The sequence below is a fragment of the Anaerophaga thermohalophila DSM 12881 genome (genome assembly GCF_000191885.1).
GTDB classification, from domain to species: domain Bacteria; phylum Bacteroidota; class Bacteroidia; order Bacteroidales; family Marinilabiliaceae; genus Anaerophaga; species Anaerophaga thermohalophila.
Genome location: NZ_AEWI01000003.1, coordinates 1 through 15510 on the forward strand (window position 1 = coordinate 1; position 15510 = coordinate 15510).

Here is a 15510-nt window from a genome sequence, read left to right on the forward strand (position 1 = left end):
AACGTCCCGGCTATATGCGCCTGGGCGTGGTTTCAGACCAGCTATGGATTTATCAGCTTGAACGCATGGGAGAGGGGAATACGAAACCCTCAATATGCTGTGGATGCCACGGCTGGCGTATCATAGCTTTGTTGTGTGGCGTTTAATTCTTTTTCTTTTCTTTCTTTACACTTATTAAAAAATAAATTAGAGGGATTATATACAATACTGGTATATATAAAGTATAATAATTATATCCTTTATTTAGTTTGTTGCCCATGAAAAAAGAATTTATCAATCTATTAAGTATATAATACCATAAAAGTACTTCAAGTAATATAAAAAAGCTTGCAACTATTAAATTTTCAGAATGAACAAATGCAAAATAATCATTAATTTCAAATAGGAGTACATAAAGCCCAATATTCATATGAAAAAGAAAAGTACTTAATGCAAACCCAATGGTTGAAACCTTTCTAAATCTATATCCACATAAAATTAGCCATGCAATGAGAAAAGCGGGTATTAATAAAAATGGAGCTGTTATTAATGAGAAATTAAATGAGTAATATCCGAAACCTAATATAAAAGCAATTATTGATTCTTTATAATATCCTTTCATTAAGCATGTACCTACTCCAATAACAATAAATGGATTAAAAAAACTATAAAAAACTTCATTGTTCGAAAAAATGCCTAAGCAATACAAAATTCCACACGAAATAATTGAAATTAAAAAAATATGGAATTCTAATTTTTTATTCCTTTCAATAAGAGGTATAAACGACCCAATTAATAATGATGCTAATAAAGATGCTAATGAATATGATAGAACAGAATTATTATTCTCAAATAAAAAATTGTATGGAACTCCAATTGACGGGAATATGAAAATCATTAAAATGATTGGCAATAGTGTTGACAGAATGATTTTTGTATTTAATGTTTTCTCCATTATGATGTCTTTTCTGTATTGTCTGTTTTTGAAAATCTTTAGAACAGATTTTATTACTTTAAGTTTGTGATTATAATCTGAAAAAACGGTAATTTAGTTTTTCTTTCCTTGGCATTCAGTGTTTTCTTTAAGGAGTTTTTGCCATCAAAATCAATATCTAGGCACAATCCTTTGTTGTTTTAATGCCACACAACGCCTTTATAAACACACCGTAAGTGCATATATATTTCTTGTATCAGTTTTAAAAGTACACAATACATGCCAATATAGCATGTATTATGCACCTTTTTATGTTAGATTGAATCCCAAAGTTCGTCAAGTGGGTTTATGATTTTACTTAGTTCCTGTGTTGATACGTGAGTGTATATCTCGGTTGTCTTAGTTGATGCATGACCTAATAATGCCTGAATATATCTTAAGTCGGTTCCTTGCTCCAACAAGTGTGTTGCAAAAGAATGACGGAGCATGTGGGGCGTAATTCTTCTTTTTATTCCCGCTTTTTTTGCAGCGGTCAACAGAATTTTCCGAATACTGGAAGCACTATATTGGGTTCCGGGGGCCAGTCCTTCGAAAAGCCATTCTTTTGGACGGTAGATTTTATAATAAGTTCTTAAGTCTTTTAACAGATGTGGTGAAAGAAGGGTGTAACGGTCTTTCTTCCCTTTTGCCTGTCGTATGATGATTTGATTTCTTTCGGAAAGTATATCAGAAGGTTTCAGATTAATCAATTCACTTCTGCGCAATCCGGCCGAATAAATCATAGATAATATGCACTTGTGTTTAATGTTTTTACATTGCTTTATTATAGCGATAACTTCTTGTTTACTCAATACCTTTGGTAAGGATTTTTCCGACCTTGGACGGTCAATGTAATAGACATTTTTTTCCCTTCCCAAAACTTTTTCATAGTAAAATTTGATGGCATTTATTCTCTGATTTTGTTCTGTCCCCGATATTTTATGTTTTTCTATCAGTTCAAGCAAATAATTGTTGATATCATCTTTTGAAATTTTTTCTATGGGTTTATTTTTGAAGGCATGAATAAAATCTTTAATATAACCTGTATAAGTACGAATGGTGTTTTCACTATATCTTTTTTGCTTCAATTTTTCCAAATAGCCTTCGGGCAGCGGGGTAGATGCCCGATGAGAATATTTTAAATGACTCAGATTTGATTTCGAAGGGGATGTGTTGTTTTCGGATAACAGAGATTTGTAATCAAGAAAAGCAACCGGTTCCAGGAGACTACGGGTTTTTTGCAGATCGAATTTACTTCCCGGCTGATACCAACATTTCCGGGTTGCGCTCCAGCGGATCTCCGATAACTGACGCACATTCCGAATCAATTCCGGATCATACGAAAATTTAAAAAAAATCACTTCGTCGTTTCTGTGGTGATCCGGGACTAATGTTATGGTTGGTTTAGCCTTCAATTTGGATGATTATTTTATGCATCAGTAAATTTAGCATTACCAATTTTTCTTTCCAAATCATCAGGCGTTTTTTTGACATACGACCTGCAGGCGATGTTTAAATTTCAAGGTTAATGGCCTCTCCCTTTACAAGTAAGAACCACTTGTCGTGCTCTAAAGCATGTTTCAAAATGTAGTGATGTTGGTCGTTGGTAACAACTTTAAAGTAGACTGCCTCCGGATAATCCGGTGATGATTCCTTTTGATACCAGTGGTCAATAATTTCAGTAATATTAAATGGCATATCGTGCAGATAAAATTTTACAGGATATGCATCTGCACGATAGCCTGAATAGCATTCAACACTAATGTCAATCAAATGTGACATTCCAGTCAAAAGTTTTTTGCTGCCGGTGAGCAGGGACGAATTTCGGGCAGCATTCTACAGGTTGCATAGTGAGTTTCTCCAAATAAATCGTGCCCGTCTATAAATTCTGGAAAGTTTCTTACTATAAATAACGTGTCAGTTCAGAAAGTGCCGGTTGCAATGCCTCCCCCGATATCATCGGGGGGGGCTTGCGAAACAGGTGGCACTTTCTGAACTGACACTAAATGAGAGTGCGCCATAAAAAGTATATTTTTGTCAACATCAAGGCGTTTTAAACAACAATGAGTTTGTTGGTAACAAAGATGCTTTTAGACCCGGCACAATTATACTTTAAATCAAATCTCTTAATCAAAAGCAATCAGGCTGTGACCTGTCATTTCTTTGGGTTGTTCTATTCCCATAAGTTTCAGAAGTGACGGTGTCACATCGGCCAGAATTCCATTTTCCGCTTTACCTTTACGGTCTTCCGACACCCAAATAAAAGGGACGGGATTAAGAGAGTGAGCAGTATTGGGAGTCCCGTCAGGATTTACCGCATTGTCAGCATTCCCGTGGTCGGCAATAATAATGGCTTCGTAACCGTTCCTTTTCGCTGCTTCAACCACATCTTTCAGGCAACTGTCCACTGCCTTTACCGCTTTCTTAATGGCATCGTAAACACCGGTATGTCCTACCATATCGCCATTGGCAAAGTTGAGGCAAATAAAGTCGTACTTGTTTTTGTTGAGTTCGCCCACTACTGCATCCTTCACCTCATAAGCACTCATTTCAGGCTGGAGATCATAAGTAGGCACCTTTGGTGAATTTATCAGGATGCGGTCTTCCCCCTCGAATACCTCTTCGCGTCCTCCTGAGAAGAAGAATGTAACGTGAGCATATTTTTCTGTCTCGGCAATGCGTAACTGCTTCAGACCGTTTTGAGAAACGACCTCTCCCATGGTATTTTTCACATTCTCTTTATCGAATAACACGTGCATATTCTTAAATGTCACATCATAAGGTGTGAGCGTGCAATAATACAACGGAATGGTCTTCATATCGTACTCAGGCATATCCTGCTGAGTAAGTACCTGTGTAATCTCCCGGGCACGGTCATTACGGAAATTAAAAAACACAACTACATCACCCTCTTTAAGCGTCCCGACCGGATTTCCATTGTCATCTACATGAACAATTGGTTTAATGAACTCATCGGTGACATCATTGTCATACGATTCCTGGATTGCTGCCTGAAGGTCCTTTGCCTGTTTTCCTTTACCGTGAACCATCAGGTCATAAGCTTCTTTGATGCGTTCCCATCGTTTGTCACGGTCCATAGCGTAGTAACGTCCTACAACCGATGCCACCTGACCAACAGATGTTTTAAGGTGTTCCATCAATTCGCCCAGATACCCTTTCCCGCTTTTGGGGTCGGTATCGCGACCATCCATAAAAGCATGAACAAACACTTTCTGAAGACCAAAATCTTTGGCCACGTCAACAAGTTTGTATAAATGTTCCTGACTGCTGTGCACACCTCCTTTGGAAACGAGCCCCATAAAGTGAACCTGTTTGTCGTTCTCCTTAGCATATTGATAAGCTTTTACAAGTTCCGGATTTTCGGAAATGCTGTTGTCTTTAATGGCAAGATTAATTTTTACCAAATCCTGATAAACAATGCGTCCGGCACCTATATTAAGGTGTCCCACTTCCGAATTCCCCATTTGTCCTTCGGGTAGACCAACATGTTCGCCGGAAGCCTGAAGCTGAGAATTGGGATATTTTTTCAGCAGGCTCTCAAAATAAGAAGGGCCTGCTGTGTGAATAGCATCTGTTTTGTCTTTTTTGCCGTATCCCCAACCGTCGAGGATGATCAGTATGGTTTTTTTGTCCATGGTTATTTTTGTTTAATTATTATTTTTCGTCATAGAAGAGTAACAAACAATATGTCTTTCAGTTTACAATAACCGGCAAAAGTACCCAATTCGGCATTGAAAAAAAAGCAGTTGATGTTAAGGAAGTTAAAAAATTAAATACCCCGGGAAGACAGAAAAGACTATTCCGAAAAAGTCATTACTTTTATTCCCAAAAGGATATACATACTATGAGCATGAGCACGAAAGAAATTGATTTTCAAAACTCCTTAAGAAAAGCAGCATATTTTCTGATAATAACTGTATCCTCGTTCACTATTTCGGGGCAAGCACAAACAAAACCATACTCAGAGGTTCCATACGAAATTGCGCCCGTTGAAGCACCCTTTAAAATGCCGCCGTTTAATCGTCCGGATATTCCCAATAAGACCTTCGACATCAGGGATTTCGGAGCCAAAGAAATGGATGCTGACAAAACGAATAAGTGCACCGATGCCATTCACAAAGCCATTGATGCGGCCTCTGAAAGTGGCGGCGGTACGGTACTGGTACCTGCCGGCCAATGGTTAACCGGCCCTGTTCATCTTAAAAGTAACATAAACCTCCATCTGGAAAAAAATGCCTCCCTGTTTTTCAGTGAAGATAAAACGGATTATCTGCCCGTTGTTCCCCAGCGCTACGAGGGGGTTGAAGTATATAATTATTCACCGCTGATATATGCCGCCAACGTAACCAATGTGTCCATCACCGGTAAAGGAACTCTCGAAGGCCAGGGACAGCACTGGCTGGAATGGGGAACCGTACAGCCACGGGCAAATGCCGCTAAAGTGCCTCTGTCACGCCGGAAAAACTTCGGGAAAGGGGCAGGAAAAGAAGGCATGCGTCCCAACTTCGTAGTATTCTGGAAATCAAAAAATATTCTGGTAGAAGGGATCACCCTGAATGAGAGTCCCATGTGGAATATTCACCTGGTTTATTCACAAAATGCTATTGTAAGAGATATTACCGTCAACAGTCTGGACTCGCAAAACGGTGATGGTGTTGTTGTCGATTCTTCTCATGATGTTCTTCTGGAATATAATCAACTGCACACAGGCGACGATGCAATTGTCCTGAAATCGGGGTTTAACGAAGATGGTCTGGCAATCAATATCCCTACAGAGAATGTAGTCATCCGGAACTACTATGCCTATAAAGTACGCACCGGAAGCGGGGGCGTTGTTTTTGGCAGCGAAACTTCCGGCGGCATACGCAATGTTTACGTCCATGATGCCGTTTTTGAAAAATGCGACCGGGGCATCCGTTTCAAAACCGCCAGAGGGCGTGGTAATGTGATAGAAAATATTTTCGTCCGGGACATTAGCATGAAAGACATCACCTACGAAGCCATTAATATTAACACTGCATACGCCGGAGCAGGCATTGGCCCTTCCCCTATGGTCCGGAATATTGATATCCGGAACATCCGGATAGACGGTGTTCCTGATGCCATTGTTCTGAACGGACTGCCTGAAAAATGGATAGAAAACATTCGTATGGACAATATAATTGTAACCAACTCTGAAAAAGGCATCCGTTTAGCAAGAGTTAAAAATATCACCTTAGAAAATATCAGGCTCAAGTCTGAAGAAAGGGCACTAATTGGTAAAGATGTTTATGAATTATATCTGAAGAATATTACACTTAACGACAACGAGAAAGGGGCTCCAATATTTCTGGAGGGGAAATATACAGGCGTAATTGTAGCTCCTGATCTGCCAAAAAGCGATATTGACCTCGGAGAAGAAGTCGATAAGAATGCAATTATGAAAAACATCCCGGAGGCTAAGTGGTAAAAGGTTGTTCCCCGGGTTTACCAGGGATTATATTCTGCAATCACCGTTCACTTTCTATTACACCACCTCTTCGATGTTGATGACTACAAAGAATGATTTATGAACCCGGTCTAAAAAGCATCTGTGTTGATAAACTCATTTGTGAATGTCGAAGAGTGGATGCCGGATGTGGAATCTTTCAGATAAATTTTTAAATTTGACAACAAATAAAGGTCATACAAACTGTTAAATTTATTTTTAGATAAGCCCGATCTGAAAAGCATCTTTGTTGCCAGACTCATTATTATTTTCAAATTCAAACAGCTGATTGAAAGTTGGTAGAAAAATTTAACAAAATATTGAAAGTGTATTAATCATGAAAGAATTCTTATACAGAAACACTACTACCGAAATCATAAAAGGGGTGCTTGCCCTATTGATTGCACTCCTGATATTTATTGACCCCGCTAAAGCTTTAATGACCATTGCCACCTATCTTGGCATCCTGGCCCTGATAGCGGGAATTGTATTAATCATTTCCGCAGTAAGAGGGAAAAACGAAGTAAAAAATTTCATTCTCGTTCAGGGTATCTTTTATACATTAATCGGACTTCTGATTGTTGCCTATCCCGGGGGAACAGCCAGTTTGATGGTCGTATTTATCGGGCTTTTCATCACCTTTTTAGGAGCCATACAACTCGCTGCTTATCTGCAAATGAAAGAAGCCGGCCCTGCTCCAAGGCTATCACTTATCCACGCTATTCTTTCACTGGCCATCGGGTTACTTCTGCTCTTCAATCCGTTCGAAGGAGCTGTTCTGGCAACCCTCATCATGGGAGGATATGCCCTGTGGTTTGGCATCACACGCTTGTATCTGGCATGGCGAATACATAACAGATAAAATAAAAAAGCCGGCACTTTCGCCGGCTTTTTTATTGTTTGTGGGGTGGTACCACCTGGAATCGAACCAGGGACACACGGATTTTCAGTCCGTTGCTCTACCGACTGAGCTATGGCACCATTTCAAAAGCAGTTGCAAATATACTGAAAGATTTGTTTTAACAAAACCATTGCCGTCATTTTTAATCCTTCCTTTTTTCTGATTCCAACATGATATTCCCTGATGTTTAGTTATTTTTGCGCTCAAATTTTTCCAATACAGCCCATGGATTTATTTACACATACACTTCCAAATGGCATCCGGATTGTGCATCATCGTGTTCCATCCCCCGTCGGTCATTGCGGACTCATTATCAATACAGGCTCACGCGACGAGGATGAAAACGAACACGGCATGGCACACTTCATCGAGCATGTTATCTTCAAAGGCACAGAAAAGCGCAAAACCTGGCACATTCTGAGTCGGATTGATGATGTAGGCGGGGAACTCAACGCTTATACCTCAAAAGAAGAAACTGCCATCTATGCCTCCTTCCTGATTCAGGATTTTGAAAGAGCCCTGGAGCTGCTCCACGACATCAGTTTTCATTCGGTCTTCCCTGAAAAAGAGATACGAAAAGAGAAAGAGGTTATTATCGATGAAATTAATTCATACAAGGATAATCCGGCCGAACTGATTATCGATGATTTCGAAGAACTTATATTCAACCACGGTCCTATGGGGCACAATATCCTGGGAACGGCAGAATCGATAAAAAATTTTACGCGGGAAGACATCTTCAGATTTATTCGCAATAATTATCATACCGACCAAATGGTGTTATGCATGGTAGGAGATATAGCGCCCGGGAAATTCCTAAAAGCCGCCAATAAATATTTTGGAAAGGAACCGCCCGGTTTCCGCGAGTCATTACGTCCCCCTACCCCTCCGTATAAGCCATCGGTCTTACGCAAAGAACTGGATACATTTCAAAGTCACATAACCATCGGGAATATCGCTTACGACCTTGAAAATCCCAAACGACTGGGGCTGTCTCTACTCAACAACCTTCTGGGCGGACCAGGGATGAACAGCAGACTCAATATGGCACTTCGCGAGAAAAACGGCATTGCCTATAACATTGAGTCGATCTATTCCCCCTATTACGGGACAGGTGTTTTTTGTATCTATTTTGGTACCGACCGGCAAAATATTGACCGAAGCATACGCATTGTCCGACGCGAACTGGCCCGCCTTCGTGACAAAAAGCTCGGGCAGATGCAACTGCACAAGGCCCGTCGACAACTGAAAGGACAAATCACTATTGCCAACGACAACAAGGAAAACCTGATGCTCAACATAAGCAAAAGTTTCCTTCTCTACAATAAGGTAGACTCGCTGGCCGATATCTATAAAAAAATTGACAATCTCACGGCAACAGACCTGATGGAAATAGCCAACGAAATTTTTGACGACAACCAACTCTCATACCTCATCTATGAGCAATCATAACAACATAACGGGTAACCAAAAACCTGAACTGGACAATTACATTGAAGCATACTCCACCCCCGAGGATAATCTGCTCCTCGAGCTCCGAAGACAAACACATTTAAAGATATTGCGGCCAAGGATGATCTCCGGCCCCGTTCAGGGCCAACTATTAACGATGCTTTGTAGGATGATAAGGCCAAAAACGGTTTTGGAGATAGGTACTTTCACCGGTTATTCGGCCATCTGCATCGCCCGTGGAATTGAGAAAGATGCTGTACTTCACACCATAGAACGTGACGATGAACTCGAATCTTTCATCAGGCATTACATCCGAAAAGCAGCCCTCGAAAATAAAATTGTTCTCCATATCGGTGATGCACTCGACAAAATAAACAATCTGAATGTGACATTTGATCTCGTGTTCATCGATGGCGACAAAAGAGAATACCCCGCCTACTATCAGGCGGTAATGAAAAAAATGAACCCGGGAAGTTATATCCTGGCCGATAATATTCTATGGAATGGTAAAGTGGTGGATGCCGATTTGAAAAATGACGACTACACACGGGGAATAATTGACTTTAACGAAATGGTTAAAAACGATCCCCGCACCGAACAGGTTATCATCCCTATAAGAGACGGGCTGATGTTGATCCGGATGAAAGATTGAACTTTTGGAACAGGTTAACGTTTTTAGATTAGCCAAAAGATTTGGGAAAAAACCAGCATAATTGGCATTTTAGAGAAAAAGTAACCAGAGACACATGAACAATATGCCAAAAACAGCCATTATATACGGATCATCAGTAGGTAATACCAGATTTGTTGCAGAGAAGGTGCATGCCGCATTTCCTGAAGCCGATCTGATTCCGGCAGAAAGTGCTGACCTGAAAACACTGAATGAATATGAGTTTTATATTTTAGGAACCTCCACCTGGGGAGTCGGTCAGCTGCAGGACGATTTCGAAACCTTTGTTGAAGCTTTCCTGACGCTTGATTTGTCGCGTAAAACCATAGCATTGTTTGGTCTGGGCGACCAGCAAACTTATCCAGATACTTTTTGCGACGGCATGGGAAAACTTTATGAACTTTTAGCACCCACAGGAGCAAATTTTATCGGGCAGTGGCCGGGCGACGACTACGACTTTAGTGAATCAAAGGCTTTCAGGGATGGAATGTTTATCGGACTTCCCCTTGATGAAGACAATGAGCCGGATCTGACCGACGGAAGAATTGCTGTCTGGAGTGAACAATTGAGGAAAGAGTTTTGAGTTCGGGGTTTCAGTACTCTTCATTGTCCTTATCGTCCCTGTTCTCAACCTTGAGTCTGTCAAGATCACTTTTTTCAAAAAGTGTAGGATAATCTTCCATAAACTGATCCATAACAACACGCATAACCGATTCACGTATAAAACGTGCCTTGTTTTTTACCTTGTATCTTTTACAATACACTTCAAATGCTTCCAGCTCTTTATCGTTCAACAATATAGTTGCCTTATGCTTTCGTTTTAAAGCATCATCGCGTTTATTGTTATTTTTCCCTGAATCTTTGCCGTATTTGGCCATAACTGAAGAAATTCTTTTCTTTAATTAAATGGGACAAAAATAAATAAAAATAAAAGAATTACACAGCAACAAGGAACATATTAGACAGATGAAACGAGCATGACAAAGATTGCCTTAATAGATTATCAGATTTTTAGATATAAGATGTAAGATCATACACACAATATTGATAGTCTGCATTTTAGCAAACAAAATCTTTTTATTACAAACAATTGATTTGCAGCGCATTGAAAAATTTTAACAAATTACTGTCATGTAACTTGCTGGTTTTTGTTTTAATCTTCGGTAATTATGGTTTCGATACCGGTAATCCCAATCCCTGTCCATCGACCAATACCTCCTTCAATGTTGGTCTCAATCCGGTTGCCGTTAAATGCAAACGGATTTTCCTGATTGACACGGTCAATGAAGAGGCTTTCGATTACCCGGTAGGAAACTGAGTCAACCGTCCCGACAATAATTTCTACCGTATCGCGACGATCGTACTCAAACCAGTCATAAGGATCATAAAAGGATGATTTGGGATCGCTGAAGTAATGACCAAGTTCGGAGGACCTCAGTATTCTTTGCCATACAGGAGGGTTTTGAGTGAATTTTACCCTTGAAAGAGGGTTAAAAGATGGATGGAAATCGCTATCGGCGAAACGACTTTTCACCCTTGTAAACAAATAATAACTCCCCTCATTCGGTGGATTGGTTGCAAATTCAACGAATCCTGTTGTATCGGAAATCTGTGTCATCCTGGTATCAACAACTGCCACAGCCTGAGGTATGGTTGTAGTAGCGGTCACAATTCGTCCTTTTACCTCTGCTCTCAAATGATAGGTTTCACCTTCCTGACCCTTTATCGCAATGCTTTTGTATACAAATGGCGGGAAAAAGCGGTCTTCACGAAACAATGTAAGAACCTCCTCCTCCCCTGTCGATGATGTCAAAGTTACCTTTGCATAATTCAGAAATGTTTCCCTGATTGATGCGGAATCGTAATGCGTCAGGTAAGGAGAACTCAGCGTCAGAAAAACATGAGCCTGCCGACCCGTTTCAATGTAACCGTCCACAACAATTTTCCGCCGGTAGGACGGCTGATCAAGTTCTACTTCCTTTTGACATGAAGAGAGACCCAGTGCAATCATAATTAAGAAGAGTAATAACTTCATAGTTGGCAAATTACTGTTTCAAAACTTAAATTTCCAGCTTACCGAAGGCATCACGGGAAAAAGCGAAACCTGTGCCGCACGGATATCTATATCATAATTGCTGTCGCCACGAATGACCTTGTAAAAAACAAAATAAGGATTGGCTCGGTTATAGACATTGATGACCGAAAAATCAAGCGTCGACTCTTTAAAGGTACTGCTTTTTAAACGTAAGGAAGCGGACAAGTCAAGACGATGATAAGGAGGTAACCGAAAATTATTGTACCCGTCGTAATCATTCATAATACTGCCCATCAACCACATCCTTCCGGATGGTAACGTCATTGATATTCCGGTGGCATAAGTCCAGTTGGCAAAAAATGACCACTCCTGTGAAAGTTTGTAAGAACTCTTGATCGACAGGTCGTGTGTGCGGTCAAACTTATCATTAAACCACACTCCGTCAAATATATCAGGAAAAGACCTTTCAGATTTTGACAATGTATAATTGATATCTCCCCGGAGATCACCAATATTCTTTCCTATAGAAATCTCAATTCCACAGGCTCTTCCCTTACCGTGAAAGAAATGGTCTTCAAAATTCATTTCATCTCCGTCGATGTTGACATTAAAAATCAACTGATTTTGCATCAACCGCACAAAAGCTCCGGATGAAAAAGAAAAAACAGGTGTCTTTCTCTCATACTCGACCGACCACTGATGTCCTGTTTGAGGTTCCAAACGCGGAGAAGCCATCATCCACAAGTCGTTGGGAAGAGGCATCGAACTCAAAGTTGCCAGATGCCGCATTTGAACAGGACGCGACCATGCAATCTTAAATCTGTCATTGTCCAGGGTTTCATACGACAAGGCCGCAGAGTAACTCCAATACCATTTGTCATCGGCAATTTCACCTTTATTGCTGGAAATAAAAACACCTTCATCGTCGTCGTACTGATATGGTCCCAATGAAGCATAATAAAACCCTCTGATACCTGCATAAAGACTTATATCATGGGTCAACCTGTAGGTGTCTTCCAAATATAATGTAACCTCACTGTTGCGAAAAACATCATTATAGTTGGTTGTATCCTCCAACTCTACCAGATGCATATCCCAAGGTGTGGTTTTATACCATGCCCCTCCGGCACCGTATCGGAGCAAGTGCTTCTCAAATTCATTCGTGATACCGGCACTAAACGACAATTTTTGATGCCTGCTTTTGAAATCGAGATCGTTTTGGATGATCTCACCCATGAAATCGGACCAAGCCGATGTATATCCTGCTGAAACCTTTAAGGAACTGTTGCTTCCGGTTCTTTTAACCCACTGCAAGGCTGCCGCATTGTTCCCATAGTTGGTGCCGGCATCATACTCCAGATCATCATCATCAATTTTAAAATCATCCTTCCCAACGTACCAGCTTAAAGTAAAACGGGAACCGGACTGCGGCTGAAAAACAATTTTACCATTGAAGTCATAAAATGAGTAAAAACTCCGCTTAAAATAGTTTTCTTCTTCACTGAGGAAAAATCCGGAAATTCCACGATACAATTCAAGATAGCTGCGCCTCAGACCTGCTGTGATGCCTAACTTTTCATTTTTACCCCGGCCTGAAAAAGTAAGGTTGGAAGCTATGTTACCCAAAGAGCCACTCCCCCCTTCAAATCCGGAAAGCGGATCACCGGACGAAACGATTATTGAAGAAGAGAGTCCGCTTCGCACCGAAACCGGTGAGTGCCCTTTATATATGGATACATCCTCTGTTGTTAGTGGATTAAACACCGAATAAGCACCCATTAAATGAACAGGATTCATTAATTCCATCCCGTCGAGAAGTACATGGTTCTGGCCCGGACTTCCTCCTCTCACATAAACTCCGCCTATCCCTTCTCCTACCGATTGTATCCCGGGTAATTGACGAAGGGCACTCACCACATCGGCCTCGCCTAAAACCGAGGGGAGTCTCAGAATATCACCCCGGGCAATCTGACCAGTCGCCGGAACCGATTTATCGATCAAAACATCTCTTTGCCCTGTGATTTTGACCTCCTCGGTCAGAATTTCTTTTTTTTCAACTATAATTGTCAGGGTATCTTCGCGCTTATAGTTAAAGGGAATTCTTATTGATTGATAAGCAGTATGGCTTAATACCAGCACATCATCACCTTCACCGCAAATCCGGAATCTGCCGGAACGGTCGGTAATTGTACCCTGTTCCGACCGGCTTGCCCAAAGGTGAATATCCGACACCGGTTCTTTCGTTTCCGAATCGATCACCCGACCGCTAATGCAATGACTCTGCGCAAAAGCATGACCTGCCATTCCAATAGCAAAAAAGAAAAACAACAGGGTACGAAATATCATCGATCCGGAAGCTTTAACCATAAATAAAAATTGGAGACCACGATTTATCCTGGCCTCCAATTATCTATCTTAACCTGATCCATTCAAAAATAAGTCCATTCCTGAATCAGGTAAAAAGGTGTCCTATTTTATTGCAGGGTCAATCCGTAATTGGTCTCTATATCGGAAATAAACTTCTCTGCTTCCTGAAAAAATCGGGGAAAATTCTCTTCAGTGAAGAAAGATTCATCCATATATGAACCATCGGAAAATTTCATTCTCATGCTAAAATCCCAATATGAACCATATTCATCGGAACGCTCAAGAGCATAGAACTCGCTGGCCGCGATAATTTCGTTCTTGTCATTGTACTTCACATACATTTTAACGTTGTCATTCATAACGTTCGCCATTTCCTCGTAAAAGGCCTTCTCGGTTTCAACATCTTCAAATTGTCCTTCGGCATTCCTGAGTCCTTCCCAGTTGGCCACACCTTGCAGTTTCAGGTTGCCAACAACTACCCATACATTGGAAGCATCAACAAGTGTTTGACTCCCGGGAAACTCTTCTTCACTATTGAAGTCTTCGTAATAAGTGTCATAATTGAAGGTTCCATCACTATCGAAATGAGATGAAATGATGTTGTCCCCGTCATAAGTAAACGACTGATCAAATGAAATTTTTGAAGTACTCTTTTCTAAAGAGGTAGTTATCTTATAATCACCAATATAGTAGTTTTCGGTAACCGACTGTGGAATGTCATCATCATCATACGTGGCATTAAAAGTGAACTTCATTAATTCCTTATTATCAACAACCAAACTGACGGTGACAGATTTTGGCAAATATTCTACCTCCTGAATAATATCGGGATTTGTCACTACAAAACTATCGAATTTTGTAACAGAAATTGTAGCATTGTTGGTTTCACTATCTTTGGTCGGGAAATGATAAGTGATCTCATCAGTCGATTCTTCCTTGTCCCATTTGTTGGTTTCGGGATTGTAAGTATAAATACCAACATCATCAGGGTAAAGATCGGCCAGGGAGACTGTGGTTTTTAGTGTAAACACGGCATCTACTCCATCCTGAAGGGCTGCAAGAGGGCCCATCACAGTCATTGCAGTCGATTCATAAGTAGTATCAGCCAATTCCATGAAATCCACGGCAACATGAATGGCATTCATGTCACGCAAATCGTCCAATTGATGCAGCACATCGATGCCGATTTGTTCAATATTGGCTTTGTGCTGTTCAACTGTCAGATCACTGAACTCTTCAGAGTTGTTGTCATCATCATTACAGCCTGTCATAAGTGCAAGGGCCAGTAACCCGAGCAAAAGGTTTTTGATTTTCATAGACAATCTATTTAAAATAAACAATGATTTATACATGAGCCCAGTCTAAAAAACATCTTTGTTGCCAAACTCGTTGTTGTTTTAAATTTTTGCTTCCTCATTAACAACAAGTTAACTCCGGTACAAAAATTTAAAACGCCTTGATTTTGACAAAAATATGCTTTTTATACTGCACTCATACATGATTTTATACGCAAAAGCATGACGAATGTTGTTGTAAATACAATAAAAAACAAAAACCACAATTCTTTTAGAAGAATTGCGGTTTTGCGTTGTGATCCCGGGAGGACTCTAATATATCCAAATTATTCGCTGTAAATCAATTGATT

13 protein-coding genes and 1 tRNA gene are annotated in these 15510 nt (G+C 40.5%); 5 read left to right on the top strand and 9 right to left on the bottom strand.

Annotated features, from left to right (window positions below):
* Window positions 1-142: 142 nt before the first annotated feature.
* The 4 genes from ATH1_RS20995 to gpmI all read right to left on the bottom strand — a co-directional run bounded on the left by ATH1_RS20995 (window position 143) and on the right by gpmI (window position 4608).
* Entirely contained in the window at window positions 143-934 is a 792-nt protein-coding gene (locus ATH1_RS20995; RefSeq protein ID WP_139035195.1) for a hypothetical protein, read from the bottom strand.
* 293 nt (window positions 935-1227) lie between these two features.
* Complete coding sequence (gene xerA, locus ATH1_RS0101565; RefSeq protein ID WP_010416650.1) at window positions 1228-2367, bottom strand: site-specific tyrosine recombinase/integron integrase; 1140 nt, start codon at window positions 2365-2367, stop codon at window positions 1228-1230.
* Between the two features lie 97 nt (window positions 2368-2464).
* On the bottom strand, window positions 2465-2734 hold the full coding sequence (locus ATH1_RS0101575; protein WP_010416651.1) for a hypothetical protein: 270 nt from the start codon (window positions 2732-2734) through the stop codon (window positions 2465-2467).
* A gap of 344 nt (window positions 2735-3078) precedes the next feature.
* The gene (gpmI, locus tag ATH1_RS0101580; RefSeq protein ID WP_010416652.1) at window positions 3079-4608 is read right to left on the bottom strand and encodes a 2,3-bisphosphoglycerate-independent phosphoglycerate mutase; all 1530 of its coding nucleotides are present in this window, start codon (window positions 4606-4608) and stop codon (window positions 3079-3081) included.
* 215 nt (window positions 4609-4823) lie between these two features.
* On the opposite strand from gpmI, the gene ATH1_RS0101585 reads away from it, so the two are divergent.
* Window positions 4824-6422, top strand: a complete 1599-nt coding sequence (locus ATH1_RS0101585) for a glycoside hydrolase family 28 protein (protein ID WP_010416653.1) — start codon at window positions 4824-4826, stop codon at window positions 6420-6422.
* 355 nt (window positions 6423-6777) lie between these two features.
* Window positions 6778-7302 carry an HdeD family acid-resistance protein gene (locus ATH1_RS0101595; RefSeq protein ID WP_010416655.1) on the top strand — a complete coding sequence of 175 codons (525 nt, stop codon included), beginning with the start codon at window positions 6778-6780 and terminating at the stop codon, window positions 7300-7302.
* Window positions 7303-7348: 46 nt separating this feature from the next.
* Here the strand turns inward: ATH1_RS0101595 and ATH1_RS0101600 are convergent.
* Window positions 7349-7421: transfer RNA gene (locus ATH1_RS0101600), tRNA-Phe, on the bottom strand.
* 145 nt (window positions 7422-7566) lie between these two features.
* Here ATH1_RS0101600 and ATH1_RS0101605 point away from each other — a divergent pair.
* The 3 genes from ATH1_RS0101605 to ATH1_RS0101615 all read left to right on the top strand — a co-directional run bounded on the left by ATH1_RS0101605 (window position 7567) and on the right by ATH1_RS0101615 (window position 10046).
* Window positions 7567-8793, top strand: a complete 1227-nt coding sequence (locus ATH1_RS0101605; protein WP_010416656.1) for a M16 family metallopeptidase — start codon at window positions 7567-7569, stop codon at window positions 8791-8793.
* Complete coding sequence (locus tag ATH1_RS0101610) at window positions 8780-9445, top strand: O-methyltransferase (protein WP_010416657.1); 666 nt, start codon at window positions 8780-8782, stop codon at window positions 9443-9445. The genes ATH1_RS0101605 and ATH1_RS0101610 overlap by 14 nt, the downstream gene beginning before the upstream one ends.
* 94 nt (window positions 9446-9539) lie before the next feature.
* On the top strand, window positions 9540-10046 hold the full coding sequence (locus tag ATH1_RS0101615) for a flavodoxin (RefSeq protein ID WP_010416658.1): 507 nt from the start codon (window positions 9540-9542) through the stop codon (window positions 10044-10046).
* 10 nt (window positions 10047-10056) lie between these two features.
* On the opposite strand, the gene ATH1_RS0101620 is transcribed toward ATH1_RS0101615, so the two are convergent.
* From ATH1_RS0101620 to ATH1_RS0101635, 4 genes are all read right to left on the bottom strand, one after another.
* The gene (locus ATH1_RS0101620) at window positions 10057-10341 is read right to left on the bottom strand and encodes a hypothetical protein (protein WP_010416659.1); all 285 of its coding nucleotides are present in this window, start codon (window positions 10339-10341) and stop codon (window positions 10057-10059) included.
* A gap of 275 nt (window positions 10342-10616) precedes the next feature.
* Window positions 10617-11498 (bottom strand): DUF4249 family protein, encoded by an 882-nt coding sequence (locus ATH1_RS0101625; RefSeq protein ID WP_245531682.1) that lies wholly within the window; start codon window positions 11496-11498, stop codon window positions 10617-10619.
* Window positions 11499-11516: 18 nt separating this feature from the next.
* A complete protein-coding gene (locus tag ATH1_RS0101630; RefSeq protein ID WP_010416663.1) occupies window positions 11517-13865 on the bottom strand; it encodes a TonB-dependent receptor in 2349 nt (782 codons plus the stop codon).
* Window positions 13866-13972: 107 nt separating this feature from the next.
* Window positions 13973-15181: a hypothetical protein gene (locus tag ATH1_RS0101635; RefSeq protein WP_010416665.1), complete on the bottom strand. Its 1209-nt coding sequence runs from the start codon at window positions 15179-15181 to the stop codon at window positions 13973-13975.
* Window positions 15182-15510: the final 329 nt, after the last annotated feature.

Excerpts from the sequence above, each read along its gene's own strand:
- ATH1_RS0101620 (WP_010416659.1), bottom strand. The coding sequence starts at position 10,341 with ATGGCCAAATACGGCAAAGATTCAGGGAAAAATAACAATAAACGCGAT.
- ATH1_RS0101585 (WP_010416653.1), top strand. The coding sequence starts at position 4,824 with ATGAGCACGAAAGAAATTGATTTTCAAAACTCCTTAAGAAAAGCAGCA.
- ATH1_RS0101610 (WP_010416657.1), top strand. The coding sequence starts at position 8,780 with ATGAGCAATCATAACAACATAACGGGTAACCAAAAACCTGAACTGGAC.
- ATH1_RS0101635 (WP_010416665.1), bottom strand. The coding sequence starts at position 15,181 with ATGAAAATCAAAAACCTTTTGCTCGGGTTACTGGCCCTTGCACTTATG.
- gpmI (WP_010416652.1), bottom strand. The coding sequence starts at position 4,608 with ATGGACAAAAAAACCATACTGATCATCCTCGACGGTTGGGGATACGGC.
- ATH1_RS0101575 (WP_010416651.1), bottom strand. The coding sequence starts at position 2,734 with ATGTCACATTTGATTGACATTAGTGTTGAATGCTATTCAGGCTATCGT.
- ATH1_RS0101630 (WP_010416663.1), bottom strand. The coding sequence starts at position 13,865 with ATGGTTAAAGCTTCCGGATCGATGATATTTCGTACCCTGTTGTTTTTC.
- ATH1_RS0101625 (WP_245531682.1), bottom strand. The coding sequence starts at position 11,498 with ATGAAGTTATTACTCTTCTTAATTATGATTGCACTGGGTCTCTCTTCA.
- ATH1_RS0101615 (WP_010416658.1), top strand. The coding sequence starts at position 9,540 with ATGAACAATATGCCAAAAACAGCCATTATATACGGATCATCAGTAGGT.
- ATH1_RS20995 (WP_139035195.1), bottom strand. The coding sequence starts at position 934 with ATGGAGAAAACATTAAATACAAAAATCATTCTGTCAACACTATTGCCA.
- ATH1_RS0101605 (WP_010416656.1), top strand. The coding sequence starts at position 7,567 with ATGGATTTATTTACACATACACTTCCAAATGGCATCCGGATTGTGCAT.
- ATH1_RS0101595 (WP_010416655.1), top strand. The coding sequence starts at position 6,778 with ATGAAAGAATTCTTATACAGAAACACTACTACCGAAATCATAAAAGGG.